The organism is Micromonospora sp. WMMC241, assembly GCF_027460165.1.
GTDB lineage: Bacteria > Actinomycetota > Actinomycetes > Mycobacteriales > Micromonosporaceae > Micromonospora > Micromonospora humi.
This window is the reverse complement of record NZ_JAPZBF010000001.1, coordinates 2262984-2282491: the sequence shown is the minus strand read 5'-3', so window position 1 is coordinate 2282491 and position 19508 is coordinate 2262984. Positions and strand designations below refer to the sequence as shown.

The following is a 19508-nucleotide window of genomic DNA, read 5'->3' as shown; positions in this document are numbered from 1 at the left end:
GTCAGGGCGCTCCGGTGCCGGCCAACAGCCGCTGGCGCATCAGGAACTTGCGGACCTTGCCGGTGGGGCCGGTCACCACGCCGTCGTCCGGAACGGTCACCACCCGGCGCAGCGTGGCGGCCACCGCCGGACCCAACGCCGCCCGGACCCGGTCGGTGCGGTCCAGCGAGGCGTCGGCGTCGTCGGCGAGCAGGAGCAGCACCTCGGTGACGGGCGCGCCGTCGTCGGCGGTGGCAGCGACGACCGTGCAGTCCCGCACGTCCGGGCAGTGCTTGAGGATGCGCTCCTCGGACAGCGCGGTGTAGAGCCAGGCGCCGTCGCCCAGGTCGACCGCGTCGCTGGCCCGGTCGACGTGGTGGTAGTCGCCGGCCGCGTCGCGGTACATCAGGTCGCCGGTCAGGTACCACCCGTCGAGACGGGTGCGCCAGGTGGTGACCGAGTCGTTCCAGTAGCCGATCGCCAGCGTCGGCGACTTCAGACCGACGTGCCCGACCTGCCCGTCGGGGACCTCCTCGCCGGTGGTCACGTCGAGCAGGGCGATCCGGGCGAACGGGTACGGCTTGCCGACGCACCGGTCGTAGCGGTCGCTGCCGAGGCGGTGGGTGATCCGGAACGCGCCGTGTCCCATCTCGGTGGAGCCGAGCATGTCGACGAACTTCGAGCCGGGCACGTCGACCAGGCCGTCGCGGGTCCAGGTGGGATGGCTGCCGACGGCGACCAGCCGGCGTACGTGCGCCTCGTGCGCGCAGTCGCCGGTGTTGAACCAGTTGCGCACCGAACGCAGGTCGCGCGTGCTCAGGTCGACGCGGGCCAGCTCGGACCAGGTGACGGCGAAGCCGAACACCCCGGTCGGGCGCCACCGTTCAATGGCGTCGAGGATCGTCTCGGCGCTGCGCGCGAACGGGCCGCCCTGCGCCGACAGGCAGAGCAGCTGGTAGCCGTTGCAGAGCGCCTGGTTGAGCGTGATGATGCCGGCGGCGTGCGCGGCCGGCAGCGCGGACAGCTCCCGCACCTCGCCGTAGGGCCGGGACTCGGTGAGCCGGACCGCGCGGATCGCGGCGAAGAGGCCGTGGTGCGAGTGCACGATCGCCGCCGGCACCCGGGTGGTGCCCGAGGAGTGGGTGATGACCACCGGGTCCTCGGGGTGGTGGCGGTGGTGCGGCGGCGCCAGTGCGGGGTCGCCGGAGCCGGTCTCGGCCGCGTCGCCGAGGATCGGCGCGCCGAGGTCGTGCTCGCGCAGCGCGGCGTGGTCGGCGTCGACCACCACACCGACGCCGCGCAGCCGCCGGACGAACTCGGCGGCCAGCTCGATCGGCATGTTGCCGTTCATCAGGGCCGGGATCGCGCCGAGCCGGGTGAGGGCGAGGAAATTGAGGAACACGTCCGGGGCAGAGGTCACGTAGACCGCTACCGGGTCGCGCCGGCCGACGCCGCGAGCCGCGAACCAGGCCGCCCGGGCGGCCACCCGTTCGGTCAGCGTGGCCAGCGACAGCGGGGTCCAGGCGGGGATGTCGTCGACGTCGACGTCGAACGTCACCCGCGGGGCGTCCATGTCGGCCCCGTGCGCGGCCAGCCGCGGCAACACGTTGCCCGCGCCCAGTTCCGCATCCGCCGCCAGGGTCGCCCGGAAGTTGTCGGCACCCAACGCGTCGCCTCCTCACGTCGCCGGGACACGATCAGGCTAGAGCGCCCGCCACGGTGAGACAATGGTCGATGTACGGACGGTCAGGAGACCTCCCGGTTGAACAGGTGCGACGACCAGAGGAGGCTGGCGGCGGCCAGCCCGATCATGATGAGCGCGCCCTGCCAGACCACGGTCTGGAAGACCTGGCCGGCGAAGAGCGCCCGCATCCCGTCGGTGGCCCAGGCGAACGGGTTCCACAGTGCGACCCGCTGGATCCACATCGGCGCGAGCACGAGCGGGATGAGGACGCCGGCCAGCAGCGAGATCGGCTGGCCGACGGTGTTCACCAGCACGCCGAGGCTGTTCTCGTTACGCACCAGCAGCGCGATGTCGTACGAGATGGACGTGCTGAGCAGCACCATCACGCCCAGCAGCGCGTACGAGACGAGCAGGTTGGCCAGGTGCACCCGCAGGCCGAACGGCAGCGCCACGAGCGTGACCACGACCGCCTGCGTCACGTTGAGGCACACGTGCATCAGCGCCCGGCCCAGCAGCAGCGCGGTGCGGCTGACCGGGGTCACCCGGCACCTGTCGATGATGCCGGCGCGCAGCGCGCCGAGCAGCCCGTAGCCGGCGAACAGTCCGCCGAACAGGCCCATCGCCACGAACAGGCCGGGCACGTAGATGCGGTAGGCGTCGGCGTACGTGGAGGCGCCCCGATCGACCATCACCACCTTGAGGAACGGGGCGAAGAGGATGAGGTAGGTGATCGGCTGGGCCAGGCTGAACGCGACCATCACGGGGTTGCGCACCATCAGACCGGCCTCCTGCTGGAAGATCAGCCAGGTGTCCCGGACGAGCTTCACGTCACTCCTCCAGTGAGCGGCCGGTCTTGGCCAGGAACACGTCGTCGAGGCTCGGTCGGCGGGTCTCGATCGCGCCGGGTTCGATGCCCCGGTCGTAGAGCGCCCGCATGATCTGCGGGATGGCGGTGGCGGCACCGTCGACGTAGAGCCGCAGGGCGCCGTCGACCGGCTCCGCCGCGCGCACGTAGGGCGCCTCGGCCAGCAGCTTCGTCGCGGCCGGCAGGTCGCCGCCGGCCGCGTCGAGCAGCTCGGGCGCGGCGAGGTCGACGGTGACCACGTCGCCGGAGATCTCCCGTTTGAGGTCCGACGGGGTGCCCTCGGCGACGATCCGGCCGGCGTCGATGATCGAGACCCGGTCGCAGAGGCTGTCCGCCTCGTCCAGGTAGTGCGTGGTCAGGAAGATCGTCATGCCCTCGTCGCGCAGCCGTCGCACCTCCCGCCACATCCGCGCCCGGCTGGGCGGGTCGAGCCCGGCGGTGGGCTCGTCCAGGAACATGACCTGCGGCGAGTGGATGACGCCGAGCGCGACGTCGAGCCGTCGGCGCTGCCCGCCGGAGTACGTCCGGATCTTCCGGTCGGCGAAGTCGTCGAGCTGGAACGCGCGGATCGCCGCCGCGGCCAGCTCCTGCGCCACGCTCTTCGCCCGGCCGTGCATGCGGGCCTGGAGGACCAGGTCCCGGCGGGCGGTGGAGTCGTCGTAGGTGCCGCTGGCCTGCGCCACGAACCCGATCCGCCGGCGCACCTCGGCGGGTGAGCGGAGCAGGTCGACACCCGCGATGGTGGCCGCTCCCCCGCTGGGTCGCAGCAGCGTGGCCAGCATCTTCAGGGTGGTGGACTTGCCCGCGCCGTTGGGGCCGAGGAAGCCCACGATCTCGCCGCGCCGCACCGCGAAGTCGACGCCGCGTACCGCCTCCACGGTGCTGGCGCCGCGACCGCGGCCCACCCGGAACGACTTGCGCAGGCCGGTGGCCTCGATCATCGAACCTCCTGGTGCGACGGCGACGCCCGGGCGGTCAGCGCGGCGAGGTGGTCGGCGGCGGCCCGGGCGCCGCCGGCCGCGGCGAACGACTCGGCCACCCGGCGCGCGCCGGCGGCGTAGGCCGGGTCGTCGAGGACCGCCGCCAGCGCCGAGGTCAGCTCCGCCGGGGTGGCGGTGCGGAAGGAGACCGTGCGGCCGGCCCCGGCCCGCGTCACCTGCCGGGCCACCGTCGGGTGGTCGTGCCGGATCGGCGCCACCACCACGGGTACGCCGTGGGCCAGCGCCTCGGAGACCGTGCCCAGCCCGCCGTGCGACACGACCGCGTCCAGCCGGGGCATCAGCTCCAGCACCGGTACCCGGGGGGCGACGAGCACGTGTGCCGGCGGCTCGGGCACCAGGCCCGGCGGGGCGGTGAGGAGCACCTGGACCCGGTCGGCGAGCGGCGCCGTGGCGACCATGATCCGGTGGTAGAAGTCGCGGGCCAGGTGTTCGGCCATGGTGCCGACGGTGACCAGCACGTGCCGGCGGGCCGGGTCCCAGGCGTCCCAGTCGAACCCGGGCGCGTTCGGCCGCCGGCCCAGGGCCGGCCCGGTGAGCACGCACCGTGCCGGCAGCGCCGCCGGGCCGGTGAGCGCCGCCGTGGTCAGGCCGATCACGAGGTACGGCGAGAAGCGCAGGTCGAGCGCCGGGTCGGCGGGCAGGTCGGTCATCGCCCACACCCGGGCGAGCTGCGCGTGGACGTAGTCGTCGAATTCGGGCATCTCGTCGGTCGGCGGGGTCAGCTCCAGCACGCCCACGCAGAGCGTCGCCCACGGCACACCGTGCCGGTACGCGGCCAGCGCGCCGGCCAGCGCGTACTGGTCGGCGACGACCACGTCGGGCCGGTAGTCGGCGACCGCCAGGTCGGCGACGTCGCGGATGAACCGGTTGGCCGGCAGCACGTGCCCCGCCCAGAGGCTGCGTACCGAGTCCATCCCGGACGCCGCGTCCGGCCGGTAGTGGCGCTTGCCGGTCGGGTAGAGCGTGGCGTCCGGCCCGATCAGCGGCCGCAGGTCGCTGCGGGGCCCGCACCAGGCCACCTCGTGCCCGGCGGCCTCCAGCGCCTGGCCGATGGCGAGTGGCGCGGACAGGTGCGACACCACCGGCAGCACCACGAAGAGGAACCGAGCCACGTCGATATGATGCCACGCGCGTTGACATCCACCGGTGTCGTTGGTGTGATCCGTCCGTGACGGTGTGCGGATGACGGCGCTCGACGCCGTCTCGGTGTTCCTGCCGAGCCGCCGGGTGCCGATCGAGGCGCTGGCCGCGCCGCTGCGCCTGACCGAGATGCAGATCCGGCTGTTCCGCCGTTTCCACGGGCTGACCGAGGTACGCCGCGATCCCGACCTCCCCCTGTCCGACCTGCTGCGGCGCGCGGTCGATGGCCTCACCGCGCTGCGCGGCGCGGAGCGCCGGGTGCGGTTCGTGCTGTACGCCCGCGCGTTCCCGGTGGTGGCGCCGTACCCGGCCAATCCGCTGCACGACGTGTGCCGGGGCGTGGGGCTGGCACACGCGTCGGCGTTCACGCTGACCCAGCAGTCCTGCGCCGGCGCGCTGGCCGCGATCGACGTGGCCGGCAAGCTGCTGGCCGCCGAGCCGCCCGGCCCGGACGGCGACCCGCTCGCCCTGGTGCTCACCGGGGAGAAGGCGTTCACCCGCGACGCCCAGTTCATCCCGGAGACCTCGGTGTTCAGCGAGGGCGCGTCGGCCTGCCTGGTCAGCGCGCACGGTGGCCGGGACCGCCTGCTCTCCTACGCGTGCGCGCAGCGCGGCGAGTTCGACGTGGCCGGCGGCGCGTCCCCGGCCCGGTTCCAGCGCGAGTACCGCCCGGCGCTGGCCGAGGTCATCGACCGGGCCCTCGCCGACGCCGGCACCACGCTCGCGGACCTGCGGCTTGTGCTGCCGCACAACGTCAACCTGTTGACCTGGAAGCGGCTGGGCAAGCTGATCGGTCTTCCGCTCGACAGGGTGCTGCTGGACAACATCACCGCCACCGGGCACGTGTTCTGTGCGGACGCGTTCGTCAACTACCGCACCGCCCGCGAACGCGACCTGCTGCGCCCGGGCGACCGCTACCTGGTCGCGGCGGTGGGCGCCGGCGACGGGGCGACGTTCGCCGCCATGGTGTTCGAGCACTGACCTGGGAGGCATCCTGCTGCACCTGATCCGGGCCGCGCGCCGGGAGTTCACCGGCCCGGCCGAACTGCTCGCCGACCCGGTGCTGCGGTCGCGCGCCGGCGAGTACCTGACCGACCTGGCCCGCCCGTACGGCCTGGCGGTCGATCCGTCGGCGCCGGGCCAGTCCTACGGCGAGATGGCCGCCGAGCTGATCCGGACGATCGTGCCGGACGACGAGCCGGTGGACCTGCTGGTGCTGGCGTTCGCCGTGCACGACGCGCTGCCCGGGCGGGCCACCGCCGCCTACCTCAGTCACGTCTGCCCCGGCACGCCGATGTCGTTCGCGCTCTGCGACCAGGGGGCGGCGGCGGCGTTCACCGGGTTGCGCATCGCCGGCGCCTCGGCGTACCGCCGGGCCCTGCTGCTCGTCGTGGAGCAGGCCGTCCTACCGTACGACCCGGGGGTTGCCGTGCCGGCGCGGCACCGGGCGGTGGCGCTGCTGCTCGGCGGCGGCCCGGACGACGACGGCGCGCGGGTGACCGCGTTGCGGCAGCACGCGGACGTCGGGCCGGACGACGTCGCCGGCCTGGCGGCGGCCGAGCTGCGCGCGCTCGGCGCGGGACGGCCGGACGTGGCGGTGGTGCTGGGCGCAGGGCTCGCCGGCATGGCGATGGGCGCGAGCCCGGTCACCGCCGTGCCCCCGGGGCAGCCGTTGACCGGGGTCTGGTGGTCCCTGCTGGAGCGGCTCGACGACGACCCGGGCCAGCCCGGTGCGGTGGTGGCCGCGGACTACGAGGCCGACCTGCGCTATCTGTGCCTGGTGGCGGTCACGACGGACACCAGCCTTGTTCCTGCGCATCGAGGTCACGCAGTGTGAAGCGGAGATGTTCCCACTCCTCGTCGAAGATCACGTGGAGGCAGTGCAGGACCGGCTCCAGGTGCTCGGGTGACCACGCTGTCGGCCGGGGCTCGGCGAGCCGTTCAGGGGTGACTCCCGCCAGAAAATCGCGCACCATCGCCTGCCGCGCGGCACGAAGTTGGAGCACCTCGGCAAGGCTCGGCCGCACGGTGGTGAAGACCGACATGTCGAAGCCGTCCGTCTCGTACTCGGCATGCGGCCACCCGAGCGGATGGAAGGGCCGCGCCAGGCCCAGGACCGCCTTGCCGAGCCATGCGTCGGTGGCGAATGCCAGGTGACGCAGAGTCTCCGCGAACGACCACTCGCCGTCGACCGAGACGTCAGCAGCGCCGTCGGGCAGGGACTCGACCCGGTCGACCGCGGCCGCCCAGGCTCGCTCGACCGTCGCCCACGCCGTGCGCAGCCCATCGGGATCCCTGGCATGCCTCAACTCGCGCCCGGGAAACCGCCGGTTCAGCTCGGCCTCGACAAGCGGCACGACGTCGACGCCGTTGATCAGCAGTGCGCCGTCGCCCAGCCACGGGGCGTCGATGTCGAGCCCGTGGACGTCGACGCCGCGCATCACCGCACCGGCCAGCGTCGACCTCGTGAACCGTGCGCCTCGCAGGTCCCTCTCCACGAACATCGTGACGTCACACTGAGTCACGGCACCCTGCCTTCCGATGGTGGTCTCGGTGACGCTAGCGGGCGGGTCCGACAACGCTCGAGCGAGCGGGGGCACTCGGCGCAGTCGGATCGGCCTCGCGACTCTTCGGCCTACGCCGAGCTGCCGGAGTGGTTGGCTGGCCGCATGGCGAGCGACCTCACGAGCGGATTCCTCACACTGGCCGGAACAGTCGTCGGTGGACTGATCACCTTCGGCGGCACCTACCGAACGGCAAGTGTTCAGCGCCGGCAAGTCGAGCAGGCGCGGCGTGAGCAGATCGCCGACGCTCGACGGCAGACGCAGGTCTCATTCCTCACGAAGCTGGACACGTTTCTCGACCACGCCCGGGAGTTGGTCCTTGCCATGGACGGCAACGACGACGGAGCCCCTCTCAGGGATCTACACAAGCGCTACGCCGACGAGTGGCTCGATTTCATCTCCACCAACGCCGCCGTCCAGATCGCCGGTCCGAAGCTGGTAGCCGAACGAGCAGATGCGCTGACGAAGGCGGTCGGCACCTACAGCGACGCGATCGACGACCGGTATCTCAGGGGGAAGTGGGGTCGCGGACGGGAGGATGCGTGGGATTCGGTCGCGAGGGCTCGGAACGCCTTTCTCGCCGCGACACAGGACGACTACGAGGTTTGAATGGCCATGCCACCGCATCTCGCCCGGCTGCGGGCCAGGATCGGCCATGAGTTGATCCAGATGCCGTCGGTGTCGGTCGTCGTCGTCGACGACCACGCGCGAATCCTGCTGGTGCGTCATGCGGGGTGGGCGGTGCCCGGCGACGCGGTCAAGGGAGCCACCGACTACCTCGCGGATGACGGTGGCCGGCCTCGGCCCGACACGACTGCCCGGTAGGGGTCCCACATCGGGATACCAGCGGCGTCCGGGCCGGCCCGCGGTCGACCGCGGGGATCATTATCGGCACATGTTCCTCGCTCGGCAGTGGCTCGGCGGTCAACCGGGGCCGAGCGTCGACGGCCTACCGTCGTCCGGCGTGGACGGCAGTGGGGTAGTTCGGCTGAGGTGGGGCGGCCTGAACTCTGCCTCAACATCGACCCGGTCGCCGCACGGTCACACCTTCGGGCCCGCCTCGGGCCGGTGTGGATGCCCGGCGTTGAACTGGAAGACCCACTGTCCGGCCCTCGTCGAGCACGTCCTGTCCGTCTGACCAGGCGATGGCGGCCAACCCGCCACCGAGCGTCATCACGGTCGGCCAAGCCGTGCTCGACGAGATCGGTCTTCCTCGTGCCGAACAGCGAAAGCGCGACGCCGAGCGTGGCGATCGCGATGCCGGGCCCGGATCCGATGATCGGGGATCCGGGCCACGCGCCGTCGGTCGGTCAGCCGTTTGGGTTGCCGACGCCGGTGAGGATCCGGCTGCGGAGGTACCGGCCCGCTTCGGTCAGCACGCCGTTGCCGGTGAAGTTCCTACCGGCGCAGGTGCCCTGCTGGAAGGCCGAATTGGTCTCCCGGCCGTCCGAGAAGCTCCACATCCCGTACGAGATCTTGTTGCTCTTGAGCAGGTCCAGCCAGGCGGTGGTGCTGGCGAAGTCGTTGGTGCCGTCGCCGGTGAAGGTCTGCGTGCCGAACTCGCTGACGAACAGCGGCAGGCTCTTCGCCGCCCGAGCCACCACCGCGCGCCGGTCGGCGCCGTGCGAGGCCGCGTAGAAGTGGAACGTGTACATGACGTTCTCGGCGTCGACCGGATCGTCGACGACCTCGGTCTCGTCGCTGCCCTCGCTCAGGCCCAGCGACGAGAAGCCACGGGTGCCGACCAGCACGACGCTGTCCGGCGAGTTCTTCCGGATCACCGGGATGACCTGTTCGGCGTACGTCTTGATGCCGTCCCAGCTGACGCCGTTCGGCTCGTTCGCGACCTCGTAGATCACGTTGTCGTTCGCCGCGTGCCGGGCCGAGACGTCCGCGAAGAACGTCTTGGCCAGACCCAGGTTCACGTTGGGGTCACCCGGGGTGAGGATGTGGAAATCCACCAGGACGTAGAGCCCGAGCCGGGTGGCCTCGTCGACGAGGCCGTTCACCTTGGCGGTGAAGCCGACCGGGTCGGTCTCCAGGCCACCCTCCTGCACGTACATCGACAGCCGGATGAAGTCGGCGTTCCAGTCGTCGCGCAGCGCCGCGAGCGAGTCGGCGTTCACGCAGTTCGGGAAGAACTGCAGGCCGTGACTACTCATACCGCGTAGTTGGATCGCCTCGCCGGCCTCGTTGCACAACTGCACACCGCAGACGCTGAGCCGACCGTTGACCGACACGGGCGTGCCGGCCGGGGCGGCAGCGGAGCCCGCGGGTGCCGGCTCGGCCGCTGCGGCGGTCGTCGGCGCGGCGGTCGGCTTCGCGACCGGGGCTGTCTCGGTGCCGTCGCTGAGCGCGCAGGCCGACAGGCCCTCGGCGTTGAGGTCGGGCTTCGCGGCGTTGCGACCGATCGCCGTCTCGATCCGGTTGATGGTGGCGAATCGCTTGTCCCGCAGCGGGCCGAGGACCACGTTCCGGGCGAAGTCGGGACCGCCCTGACCGACCGTGTCGCGCAGCCGCTTGTCGGCCTCGGCGATCTGGCTGTCGAGCAGTTCGAGGTTGCGCTGCACCTCGGCCTGCTGTTGAGCCGGAATGTTCACACCGACGGTGACCTTCGGACAACTGACGGTGGGCGCCGACTCGCCGGCGGAGGCGATGCCCAACCCGACACCGACGACGAGAACCGCGACCCCGACGACGGCGCCGAGCCGCCAACGACGCTCTGACGTGCGTGACCTGCCGAACCTAGAACTGCGCATCGGAATCGCGACCTCCCGCCGGGTGTACCCACGTCCGTACGGAGGGAGTTACGGGAGCGCTCCCGCCACGGATCAAGGATCGGAAGGCCTTTATCCGCTGGTCCCGGGGAACTGCGCCCTGCGGCGCCGGCCGCGGGCTCAGACTCGGGTCCGGATCCAACTGAGCCACTCGGCGGCCAGCCGGCGTCCGTTCGGGAGCCGGTCGTGTCGGTCCCAGCGCCAAACGGTGGCCAGTGCCAGGGTGAGTGTCCGGCAGTCGTCCAGCAGGTCGTGGTCGATGCCCGGGTAGTGCCCGGCAACGTCCTCGGGCGCGTGGGCGAGGTCGAACTCGACCGGTCCTCGGCAGCAGGTCTCCAGATCGATGAACAGGGGCCCGATCCTCGTCGGCAGCAGGTTGCCCGGGTGCGGCTCGCCGTGCAGGGTCTGCTCGGCGCGGCCGCGTGCGGCGACAGCGCGGCGGAGTTCGCGCAGGGTCGAATCGAGAAGCTCACGGTCCGCGTCGGCGAGGTCGGGCGTACGGTCGCGGTCGGCCATCAGCCGCTGTGCCTGCTCGACCCGGTCCGTCCAGTGCGGTGTCGGCAGGCGCAGGCCGCGCATGCCGGAATGCAGCCGGGCGAGGGTCGCGGCGTAGCGCGCCGGCGTCACCGTCCGGGTCGACGGCTCGTAGTAGCGCCACAGCGTGACCGCGTAGCCGTCGCGCTCGTGCACGCGGGGCGGCACGCGCGGGTCGAGCACCGCCACCGGGCTGCCCTCAGCGGTCAACCGTTGTGCGAGCCGGAGCTCGAACCGGGCGGCGGCGTGATCCGCGGCCGCCGACACCCGGGCCAGCACGTCACACGGCAACAGGCGCAGCGTGATCCGGTTCGACTCCTGCAGAATGATCGCGTCCTGACTCGGCAGCCCGAGCGACGAGGCGATCGATCGGGCCGCGGCTACGGCCTCCGTCGCCATCTCAGACCCCGGAAGCCATGATCCCGGCCGCGCGAAGAGCGAGCCGTCCGAGGACCCGTGAATTCGGCGGTGATGTCACTCGGCGAGCACGGCGGTGAGCATCGGGAGAAGCGGCTCGTGGGCGAGACGCAGGCCGCCGAGCTGGGACGTCCCGAACCACGCCACCGCGTCGTGTTCGTCCGGCGCGGCGTTGACGGGTGTTCCGGTCCAGTCGTCGACCAACCAGATCCGCATGTGGAACGTCGCACCCCGGATCTCCCGCATCGGCGGGCCGGACGGCTCAGACGCCGTGATCCCCAGCTCCTCCCGAAGCTCGCGGACCAGGCTCTGCGTCGGCTCCTCCCCCTCGTCGACATGACCGCCCGGCAGGTCCCACACGTCGCGGAACCACCGGCGTCCGGCGCTTCGATGGACCAGCAACACCCGGTCCCCGTCGCGGAGAACGCCCGTCACGATTCGGGCCGGACCGGAGTCGTCGGCGGAGATCGTCATCGGCCCATCCTGCCCCAGGCGGAACCGCCGTGGCGGCCGACCGGGCCGTCCGCACGTGCGTATGGTCGGGACATGGTCACCGTAGCCGACGTCCGCGCGCTGGCACGGACGCTGCCGCGCAGCAGTGAGCACCTCGTCCGGGACCGCGTGAAGTTCCGGGTCGGCGCCATCGTGTACGTCGCGTTCTCCCGCGACGAGACGACGATGGGCTTCGGTTATCCGAAGGAGGAGCGCGACGGGCTCATCGCCGACGAGCCGGACCTTTTCTTCCTGCCCGGTGTCTCCGACCAGCGCTTCAACTGGGTCTGCTGCCACGCCGACCGGCTCGACCACGGACACATGACCGAGCTGGTGACGGAGGCGTGGCGCATGGTCGTGCCCAAGTTCCTCGCCCGGCAGAGACTCGGAGGTTGACCACGGCCGGGAGGCCGGATTGCGGTTGCCGAATGCCCACCGGCGGATAAGTGTCGGAGCATGGATGCGACGACGCGGGCGAACAGACGTGCCTGGGAGGCCGCCTCTCAGAAGTACGTCCGGGAACACCGGGCCATCCTGGCCGAGGTCGCCGCCGGCTCATCGCTCGCCGAGGTCGAGCGCGACCTGCTGCACGACGTGCTGCGCCGGTCACCTGACGTCCTGCACTGGCAGAGCGGGAACGGCACCGACGACATCGCTCTCGTGCGGGCCGGCGCGAAGTCGGTCGTGGGGGTCGACTACAGCGAGGTCGCGGTGCGCGCGGCGCAGCGCCGCGCGAACGAGCTCGGTGTCGCCTGCCGGTACGTCGTGGCGGCGCTCCCGGGTGCTCCGCTGACCGACGCCTGCGCCGATCTCGTCTACACCGGCAAGGGCGCGTTGATCTGGATGCCCGACCTGACCCGGTGGGCCCAGGACATCGTCCGACTGCTCCGCCCGTCGGGGCATCTGTTCGTCTACGAGGAGCACCCTGCGACGCCCCTGTGGACGTGGGACGCCGACGAACCTCGTATCCGATCGGATCGCAGCTATTTCGCCAGGAGCCACATCAACGACACCTTTCCCGCCGGCGGAGCGGTCCAGTGGCAGCGCACGCTCGGCGAGGTCGTCACGGCGGTGACCGCGGCGGGCCTGCACCTCCTGCACCTCGGCGAGTACGCCGATCCGTTCTGGCGCATGGGTGGCGTGGACGCCGCGGCCTGGGCGGGCCGTCTGCCCAACTCGTTCGCGCTTCTCGCGCACCGGACGGCCGACTAGACCTCGACCGACATGTCACCCCGGTCATCGACCGACCGGGCGGTAACGGAGAACAACGACGCCGTTGCCGAACCGACGCTCACCGAGGAACTCGAAGTCGGTGCGCACGCCAGGAGGCAGCCCTGGCTTGCCGCCGCCGACGGAGACGGGCCAGACGATCAGCTGGCACTCGTCGACGAGTCCGGCCCGCAGGGCCTGCGCCGCCAGGTCCGCGCCGCCGATCATGAGGTCACTATCGGCAGTGGCCTTCATCTCGCGTACGGCGGCGGGGTCGAAACGGCGCTCCAGGCTGGTGCGGGCCGTCGACGTCGCGGTGAGGGTGGTGGAGTAGACGACCTTGTCCGCCGCCTGCCACACGCGCGCGAACTCGGCCATGCGCGCGGACTGCGCGGCCAGGGCGGGGTCGGTCTCCCAGACCGCCATCGACTCGTAGAGGCGCCGCCCGTAGAGGAAGGTGCCCACCGATCGCACGAGGTCGGTGGTGAACGTGAACACCTCGTCGTCGAGCGGGAGCCAGGCGAAGGCCCCGCTCTCGTCCTCGATGTAGCCGTCGACCGACACGTTGTTCACGTAGATCAGTTTTGCCACGCCTCTGCCTCCCGGTGTGTCGTGCGGAAGCCTCCGCCTCTCGACCGTTCCACGAACGACCCGGCCCGGATGCGACGACATCCCGGGAAAAAGTTCAGAGCCCTTCGGCGAGCGCCGACCGGACGAACGCGAGGAGCCGGTCGTTCGCCTCGTCGGAGCCGACCGTGATCCGCACCCCGGCGCCGGGCAGCGCCATCACCAGGATCCCGGCCGCGCGGGCCCGATCCGCGAACGACGCCGCCCGCTCCCCCAGCGGCAGCCACACGAAGTTCGCCTCGCTGGGCGCCACGGTGACCCCCAGACCGCGCAGCGCGCCGACCAGGCGGGTCCGCGACGCCACCAGCTCCGTGCACCGGTGGGTCAGCTCCGAGGTCACGTCCGGGGCGAGGCTCGCCACGGCCGCCGCCTGGGCGAGCGCGTTCGGGAAGAACACCGCGCCGGTCAGCGCCGCCGCCGCGGCCAGCCGGGGCGGCACCACGGCGTAGCCGATCCGCAGCGCGGCCAGCCCGTACGCCTTGGAGAAGGTGCGCAGCACGCAGACGTTGTCGTACGCCCGGTACAGCTCCATCCCGTCCGGCGACTCCGGGTCGGTGACGAACTCCCGGTACGCCTCGTCCACGATGACCGGCACGTCGGCCGGGATGCGGTCGAGGAACGCCTCGACCCGGTCGCGGCGCAGCGCCGCCCCGGTCGGGTTGTTCGGGCTGCACAGCAGCACGCACCGGGTCCGGTCGGTGACCGCGTCCGCCATCGCGGGCAGGTCGTGGTCGTACCCGTCCATCGGCACCGGCACCGCGCGGGCGCCCGCGTTGCGCACGATCAGCGGGTAGCCCTCGAACGACAGCGCCGCGTGCACGACCTCCGGTCGGGGTCCGAGCGACTGCACCAGGTGCTGGCACAGCCCGGCCGAGCCGGGGCCGATCACTATCGCCTCTGGCCCCACCCCGAGCCGAGCGGACAACGCCGACACCAGCGTCGACGAGGTGCGGTCCGGATACCGCTGGAGCGCGGCGGCCCCCTTGGCGACGATCCGCCGGATGCCGGGTAGCGGCGGGTACGGGGTCTCGTTCATCGACAGGTCGGTCGGGTCGACAACGGTCGCACGTGTCACGGGTTGCTCACTTCTCGGACGGGGCCGGTGCGGACGGGGTGTGGGCGTGCCGGTCGGCGAGCAGCCCGAGCTGGTGCAGCCGGTCGACCAGGGAGAGCGGCCGGACGTCCGTACCGGAGAGGTTGCCGGCGGTGAGCCCGAGCAGCCGGGGGTTGGCGGCGGTGCGGCGCATCATCCGCCCGCCGAGCAGTTTCGGCAGCCCGGAGACGCTGGTGATCATGCGGGAGGCGTTGTGGCTGACGGTGGCGACGTGGTCGAGCCGGGGCCGGCGGGCGGCCTCGAACGCCCGCAGCGCCCGGTCCACCGCGCCCGGCTCCGGCGTGCCGCCCTCGGCCGCCAGGGTGGCGGCGAGGGTCTCGGCGTCACCGAGGGAGCTGTTGACGCCCTGCGCCGCCATCGGGTGCACCGCGTGGGCGGCCTCGCCGACCAGCGCGAGGCCGGGCACGGTGAGGCGGGCGGTGCGCAGCCGGTAGACCGCGAGGAGTTGGCGGCGGTGCAGGCTGGCCCGGATCGCCGACGCCAGCGGCCGGAGGGCCGGCACGTCGGTGATCAGCCGGTCGCACCAGGGGTCCAGGTCGGTGCGGCCCCGGAACTCGTCCGGCGTCACCTGCACGTAGAGGCGGCACCGGCCGCCCGGCAGCGGGTAGACCAGACACAGGCCACGACCGGTCCGGTAGGCGGTCACCTCGTCGGCCACCTCGGCGCCGGCCACGTCGAACGCGACCAGGCCGTGCGGGTACTCGCCGCGCTCGACCGCGACGCCGGCCGCCCGGCGCAACGGCGAGGACATCCCGTCGGCGGCCACCACCAGCGCCGCCGGCACGTCCTGGTCACCGCCGTCGCCGGTGACCCGAACGCCGCCGACCCGCCCGCCGGCGTCGCGCAGCAGGCCGGTCACCCGCCGCCCCCAGCGGAGGTCCACCGTGGCGGGCAGCCCGTCGGCGAGCACGCCGCGCAGGTCGCCGTAGTCGGCGCAGAGGATCTCCCGGTACGCCCCGGGCAGGCCGGCGTAGTCCAGGCAGAGCAACGGCCCGCCGTACGGGTCGCGGATGGCCAGCCGCCCGACCGGGCGCGCGCCGGTGGCCCGCAGCGCGTCGAGCGCACCCCAGGCGTCGAGGATGCGGACCGTCTCGGGTTGCAGGATCTCGCCCTTGGCGATCGACGCGGGGGTGCGCTGCCGGTCGAGCACGAGCACCCGCAGCCCGAGCGCGCCGAGCGCGCGGGCGCTCGCCAGGCCACCGGCGCCGGCGCCCACCACCACGACGTCGGCGCTCATCGGGCCACCGCCCCGGGGGCGACGTCCGATCGGGCCGCGGCGGCCCTGCGGTGTTCACCGAGCGCGCGCAGCGCAAGCGCCTGGGTGATCACCGCGTTGGGGTAGCGCATGTGGTGGCGGATGTAGTTGCACACCCGGGCCGCCGGCCATCCGCCGTCCGGCCCGGCGGCCGCCACCAGCCAGGCGACGCCCCGGTCGGCCGCGTGGCGGTGCTCCGGATCGCCGGTGGCGAGCAGGCCCTGGACGGCCCAGGCGGTCTCCTCGACCGTGCCGGCGGTGCCGTCGCCCGGCCCCCACGAGCCGTCCGGCAGTTGGGTGTCGCGCAGCCAGCGAGCCGACCGGCGGACCACGTCGTGCCGGGCGTGACCGACCCGGGACAGCGCCGCCACCACCACGGCCGTGCCGGAGGTGTGGTCGCGGTACCACAGGTTCTCGAACCGGCCGTCGGGGGCGGCCCGGCTCAGCAGCCAGGCCACGGCCCGCGCGATCGCCGGGTGGTCGTCGGGGTGGCCGGCGTCGTGCAGGGCGAGGATCGCCTGGCTGGTGATGGCCGGGCACGGGCCGTCGTTGGCGAGCTGCGTGTCGCGTACCCACAGGCTCCACGAGCCGCGGCTGTCCTGCCGGCCGACCAGCCACTCCAGGCCGGTGCGCAGGACCGGGTCCGCGTCCGCGTCGGGGTAGCCGGCGAGCGCCGACAGGATCTCGGCCGACTCCAGCGTCACCGGCCAGCCGGCCACGTTCGAGTAGCTCCAGCCGCCCGGCGGCACGTCCAGCACCTCGAACGCGGCCGGTTTCTGGGTGGCGTGGAAGAAGTCCCGGGTGGCGCGCAGCCGCGGGTCGGCAGCGTACCCGGCCGCGATCAGGCCGGTCACCGCGTAGCCGGAGCGGGTCAGGTCCAGGTTCGTCACGGCGTCCCAGGCCCCGTCGGGGCGGACCGCCCGCCGCAGCCAGCCCACCACGGCCTCGGCGATGTCGGGCGCCTCCCCGCTGCGGGCCAGGCCGAGCAGCACCAGGGCGGCGGGCCACGGGTCCTCGCTCAGCGCGCCGGTGCGCCCCTCGTGGTCGTGGACGGAGCGCAGCAGGCGCAGCGCCACCGGCCGGGCCCGACGCAGCGTGGCGCGGCGCAGGCGGCCGGCGGGCAGCAGGTCGGCCTGCATCAGGGCGAGACCGACGAACGGTGTGGTGCGGAACGACAGGCGCCGGCGGCGGACCCGGTCGAACAGCACGATCTCCAGTGGCAGCCGGCGCAGCGGGCCGGCCTCGGCGGTCAGCCCGGCCATGGTCAGGAGCTGCCGGCACAGCAGCGAGATGGCCCGGTCGGTGACCGTGTCGACGCCGCCCATCGCGGCCAGTCGGGCCCGCCCGGCCGCGACCGCCTCCGCACCGGTCGCGGGCGCGCTGAGCGCGAGCGCCGCGACCGCGACGGCGGTGGGCACGACCTCGCTCTCGGCGCCCACCACGCCGCCCCAGCCGCCGTCGTCGTGCTGCTGCCGGAGCAGCCATCCGACGCCGGCGTCGACCAGGTCCGCGCTGCCCGCCGGGTCGGCCGCGTGCAGCGCGGCCACCGCGCCGGCGGTGCCCAGCACCGAGGCCGGCGGGTCGTCGCCGAAGACGCCGTCGGCGCGCCGGCGGCGCAGCAGCGCCTCGGCGCCGGCGGTGAGCGCCTTCGCGACGGCCTCGGCGGTCACAGCGGTCATGGCGCGTCCTCCAGAGACACTCGACGGTGGGTGGCCAGGGCCAGGCCCGCGGTCGCCGGGCCGAGTTCGTGCCGGGCGCGCATCCCGCGCTGCGCCCACCAGGTCAGCGCGACCATCGGCAGCACGAGCGCGAGCTGCACGGCGACGCCGAGGCCGAGCCCGACCACGGCCGAGGCCAGCACCACCCGCTCGACGACCAGGACGGAGTGGGCGCGCAACGCCACCACCACCGGCATCCCGGCGCGCCGGGTCACGAGCGGTGCGAGCGCGGCGACGCCCACCACCGCGACCACGAGCAACGTCACCAGGTAGGCGGGACGCACGTCGGGGTCGGCCAGCAGACCGGCGGTGAGGGCGGCGCCGAGCGTGACGGCGTGCAGCGCCACGACGGTCCGGACCGCGAACGGTACGCCCCGGCGGACCGGCAGCGTCTCGTACCCGCCCGCGCGGTCCCCGTCGATGTCGCGCAGCGCCCCGACCAGGTTGGACATCGCGTCGTGCGCCCAGAACGCGACGGTCAGCGCCAGCAGCACCGGCAGCGCCGACGACGGGTCCGGCGGAAGCCCGACGGCGAGCGCGCCGTAGAGCAGCGCGACCGCGCCGAGCGCGCCACGGACCAGGTTGCCGGCGATCCCGCGTGCCTTGAGCCAGCGGCTGTAGGCGACGATGCCGAAGCCGGCCAGCAGCGCCACCGCCGTGGTGCTCCAGCCGCCGGCCGCCGCCAGGACGGCGAGCACGGCGAAGCAGGCGCATCCGCACGCCACCGCCGTGCGGGCCCGCAGCCGGTCGGACGGGATCGGCCGGTGCGGCTTGCTGCCGGCGTCCAGTTCCCGGTCGAACCAGTCACCGAGGTAGTGGCCGCCCAGCCAGCCGGCGGTCGGCGCGGCCCAGGCCGACAGGAGCCGCCACGGATGGTGAGGGCCGGCGGCCACCGCCGCGCCGCCGAGCCCGACCAGCCCCACGTACCAGAGGGTGTAGGGCCGCCAGGTCTCCAGGTGCGCCCGCAGTGTCCGGGCGGCACTCACGCCATCTCGCTCGTCAACCAGCGCGCGATGCCGGCCAGCACGTCCGCGCTCGCGGAGGGGGCGAGCACGGCCAGCTCGGCCCGCGCGCGCTCGGCGTGCTCGACCATCCGCCGGTGCGCTCCCCCGACCGCGTCGAGGTCGCGGAGCAGGGCGGTGACCCACTCGACGTCGCCGGGGCCCGCGCCACGGCGGTGCAGCACCGCCATCAGCTCGACCCGGTCGGTGTCGGTGGCCGCGTCGTAGGCCAGCAGCAGCGGCAGGGTCGGCCGGCCGTTGTTGAGGTCGCTGGTCGCCGGCTTCCCGGTCTGCTCCGGGGTGGCGAGGTAGGACAGCAGGTCGTCGCGGATCTGGAAGGCGACGCCCAGGTGCTCGCCGTAGCGGGCGAGCGCGGACGCCACGGCCGGTTCCGCGCCGCCGAGCAGCGCGCCGATCTGGCACACCGCGCGGAACAGCGACCCGGTCTTGAGGCGGATCATCTCCGGGTACCAGCGGGCCCCCGCGTCCAGGTCGCCGACCAGCCCCGCCTCGATCGACTGGCCCCGGCACAGGTCCTGCCCCGCCTCGGCCAGCGCGGTGAGCGCCGCGACCACGTGCCCCGGTGGGACCGCGGCGCCGCCGTCCACGATGGCCCGGAACGCGGTGAAGATGAGGTGGTCGCCGGCGACGATGGCGCCCGGGATGCCGAATGCGACTGGCACCGCCGGGCGGCCGCGGCGCAGCGTGTCGGCGTCGATGATGTCGTCGTGCACGAGCGTCGCGACGTGCAGGTATTCCGTGCCGAGCGCGGCGGCGAGCACGTCGCGGGGGGATCCGCCCACCGCCTCCGCGGCGTGCAGCGTCATCATCGGGCGGAGCAGCTTGCCGGCCGGCAGCAGCGCGTACCGGGCGGTCGCGGTGAGCTGGTCGGTGGTCTCCGGCCAGCGGCGGCCGAGTTCGGCGTGCAGCAGCCGTCCCGATTCGCTTCGGGCGAGGTCGTCGATGAAGGGCGGATATCGCGTGAAGCCAGCAACCGTCATGACGCGTCGACCCTTTCACGAAGGCTCGGCTAGTCGCCATGCGAGACGTTACCGGCCGGAACTCCCGCGAACAACCATTGATAAATGCACCAATTCATGGGTGGCGACCAATGTGATGACGATATTCTTC

The 19508-nt window shown here is 73.1% G+C and carries 20 protein-coding genes; 6 read left to right on the top strand and 14 right to left on the bottom strand.

All coding sequences use genetic code 11. The features are described 5' to 3' along the window. Nucleotide 1: 1 nt before the first annotated feature. The 4 genes from O7598_RS10675 to O7598_RS10660 form a co-directional block, all read right to left on the bottom strand. Nucleotides 2-1645 (bottom strand): class I adenylate-forming enzyme family protein, encoded by a 1644-nt coding sequence (locus O7598_RS10675; RefSeq protein WP_269691162.1) that lies wholly within the window; start codon nt 1643-1645, stop codon nt 2-4. Between the two features lie 80 nt (nt 1646-1725). Further along, a complete protein-coding gene (locus tag O7598_RS10670) occupies nt 1726-2490 on the bottom strand; it encodes an ABC transporter permease (RefSeq protein ID WP_269691161.1) in 765 nt (254 codons plus the stop codon). A gap of 1 nt (nt 2491) precedes the next feature. Then, entirely contained in the window at nt 2492-3469 is a 978-nt protein-coding gene (locus O7598_RS10665) for an ATP-binding cassette domain-containing protein (protein WP_269691159.1), read from the bottom strand. Next, nucleotides 3466-4641 carry a glycosyltransferase gene (locus tag O7598_RS10660; protein WP_269691158.1) on the bottom strand — a complete coding sequence of 392 codons (1176 nt, stop codon included), beginning with the start codon at nt 4639-4641 and terminating at the stop codon, nt 3466-3468. Before O7598_RS10660 ends, O7598_RS10665 begins: the two co-directional genes overlap by 4 nt. 70 nt (nt 4642-4711) lie before the next feature. Here O7598_RS10660 and O7598_RS10655 point away from each other — a divergent pair, with 70 nt between their 5' ends. Continuing rightward, a complete protein-coding gene (locus O7598_RS10655) occupies nt 4712-5650 on the top strand; it encodes a 3-oxoacyl-[acyl-carrier-protein] synthase III C-terminal domain-containing protein (protein WP_269691157.1) in 939 nt (312 codons plus the stop codon). A 79-nt stretch (nt 5651-5729) separates the two neighbouring features. Continuing rightward, nucleotides 5730-6506 carry a 2-hydroxy-acid oxidase gene (locus O7598_RS10650; RefSeq protein WP_269691156.1) on the top strand — a complete coding sequence of 259 codons (777 nt, stop codon included), beginning with the start codon at nt 5730-5732 and terminating at the stop codon, nt 6504-6506. Here O7598_RS10650 and O7598_RS10645 read toward each other — a convergent pair. Continuing rightward, complete coding sequence (locus O7598_RS10645) at nt 6457-7173, bottom strand: DinB family protein (RefSeq protein WP_269691155.1); 717 nt, start codon at nt 7171-7173, stop codon at nt 6457-6459. The two genes, O7598_RS10650 and O7598_RS10645, sit on opposite strands and share 50 nt — an antisense overlap. Before the next feature lie 165 nt (nt 7174-7338). Between O7598_RS10645 and O7598_RS10640 the strand changes: the two genes are divergently transcribed. Next, nucleotides 7339-7842 carry a hypothetical protein gene (locus tag O7598_RS10640; RefSeq protein ID WP_269691154.1) on the top strand — a complete coding sequence of 168 codons (504 nt, stop codon included), beginning with the start codon at nt 7339-7341 and terminating at the stop codon, nt 7840-7842. Beyond that, a complete protein-coding gene (locus O7598_RS10635; protein ID WP_269691153.1) occupies nt 7843-8058 on the top strand; it encodes a hypothetical protein in 216 nt (71 codons plus the stop codon). Between the two features lie 485 nt (nt 8059-8543). On the opposite strand, the gene O7598_RS10630 is transcribed toward O7598_RS10635, so the two are convergent. The 3 genes from O7598_RS10630 to O7598_RS10620 all read right to left on the bottom strand — a co-directional run bounded on the left by O7598_RS10630 (nt 8544) and on the right by O7598_RS10620 (nt 11435). Beyond that, the gene (locus O7598_RS10630) at nt 8544-9992 is read right to left on the bottom strand and encodes a glycoside hydrolase family 5 protein (protein ID WP_269691152.1); all 1449 of its coding nucleotides are present in this window, start codon (nt 9990-9992) and stop codon (nt 8544-8546) included. 138 nt (nt 9993-10130) lie between these two features. Then, nucleotides 10131-10943 carry a phosphotransferase gene (locus O7598_RS10625; protein WP_269691151.1) on the bottom strand — a complete coding sequence of 271 codons (813 nt, stop codon included), beginning with the start codon at nt 10941-10943 and terminating at the stop codon, nt 10131-10133. A gap of 75 nt (nt 10944-11018) precedes the next feature. Beyond that, nucleotides 11019-11435, bottom strand: coding sequence for an NUDIX domain-containing protein (locus O7598_RS10620; RefSeq protein ID WP_269691150.1), 417 nt, complete (start codon nt 11433-11435; stop codon nt 11019-11021). 72 nt (nt 11436-11507) lie between these two features. Between O7598_RS10620 and O7598_RS10615 the strand changes: the two genes are divergently transcribed. Continuing rightward, nucleotides 11508-11849 (top strand): MmcQ/YjbR family DNA-binding protein, encoded by a 342-nt coding sequence (locus tag O7598_RS10615; protein ID WP_269691149.1) that lies wholly within the window; start codon nt 11508-11510, stop codon nt 11847-11849. 60 nt (nt 11850-11909) lie between these two features. Then, complete coding sequence (locus tag O7598_RS10610) at nt 11910-12665, top strand: class I SAM-dependent methyltransferase (protein ID WP_269691148.1); 756 nt, start codon at nt 11910-11912, stop codon at nt 12663-12665. A gap of 24 nt (nt 12666-12689) precedes the next feature. Here the strand turns inward: O7598_RS10610 and O7598_RS10605 are convergent, their stop codons facing one another. From O7598_RS10605 to O7598_RS10580, 6 genes are all read right to left on the bottom strand, one after another. Continuing rightward, nucleotides 12690-13253 carry a dihydrofolate reductase family protein gene (locus tag O7598_RS10605; RefSeq protein WP_269691147.1) on the bottom strand — a complete coding sequence of 188 codons (564 nt, stop codon included), beginning with the start codon at nt 13251-13253 and terminating at the stop codon, nt 12690-12692. A 94-nt stretch (nt 13254-13347) separates the two neighbouring features. Then, nucleotides 13348-14364, bottom strand: a complete 1017-nt coding sequence (locus O7598_RS10600; RefSeq protein ID WP_269691146.1) for a histidinol-phosphate transaminase — start codon at nt 14362-14364, stop codon at nt 13348-13350. A 7-nt stretch (nt 14365-14371) separates the two neighbouring features. Beyond that, nucleotides 14372-15640 carry an FAD-dependent oxidoreductase gene (locus O7598_RS10595; RefSeq protein ID WP_269691145.1) on the bottom strand — a complete coding sequence of 423 codons (1269 nt, stop codon included), beginning with the start codon at nt 15638-15640 and terminating at the stop codon, nt 14372-14374. Next, nucleotides 15637-17337, bottom strand: a complete 1701-nt coding sequence (locus O7598_RS10590) for a prenyltransferase/squalene oxidase repeat-containing protein (RefSeq protein WP_269691144.1) — start codon at nt 17335-17337, stop codon at nt 15637-15639. Before O7598_RS10590 ends, O7598_RS10595 begins: the two co-directional genes overlap by 4 nt. After that, nucleotides 17334-18362: a UbiA family prenyltransferase gene (locus O7598_RS10585; protein WP_269691143.1), complete on the bottom strand. Its 1029-nt coding sequence runs from the start codon at nt 18360-18362 to the stop codon at nt 17334-17336. Before O7598_RS10585 ends, O7598_RS10590 begins: the two co-directional genes overlap by 4 nt. After that, nucleotides 18359-19378 (bottom strand): polyprenyl synthetase family protein, encoded by a 1020-nt coding sequence (locus tag O7598_RS10580; RefSeq protein ID WP_269691142.1) that lies wholly within the window; start codon nt 19376-19378, stop codon nt 18359-18361. Before O7598_RS10580 ends, O7598_RS10585 begins: the two co-directional genes overlap by 4 nt. Nucleotides 19379-19508: the final 130 nt, after the last annotated feature.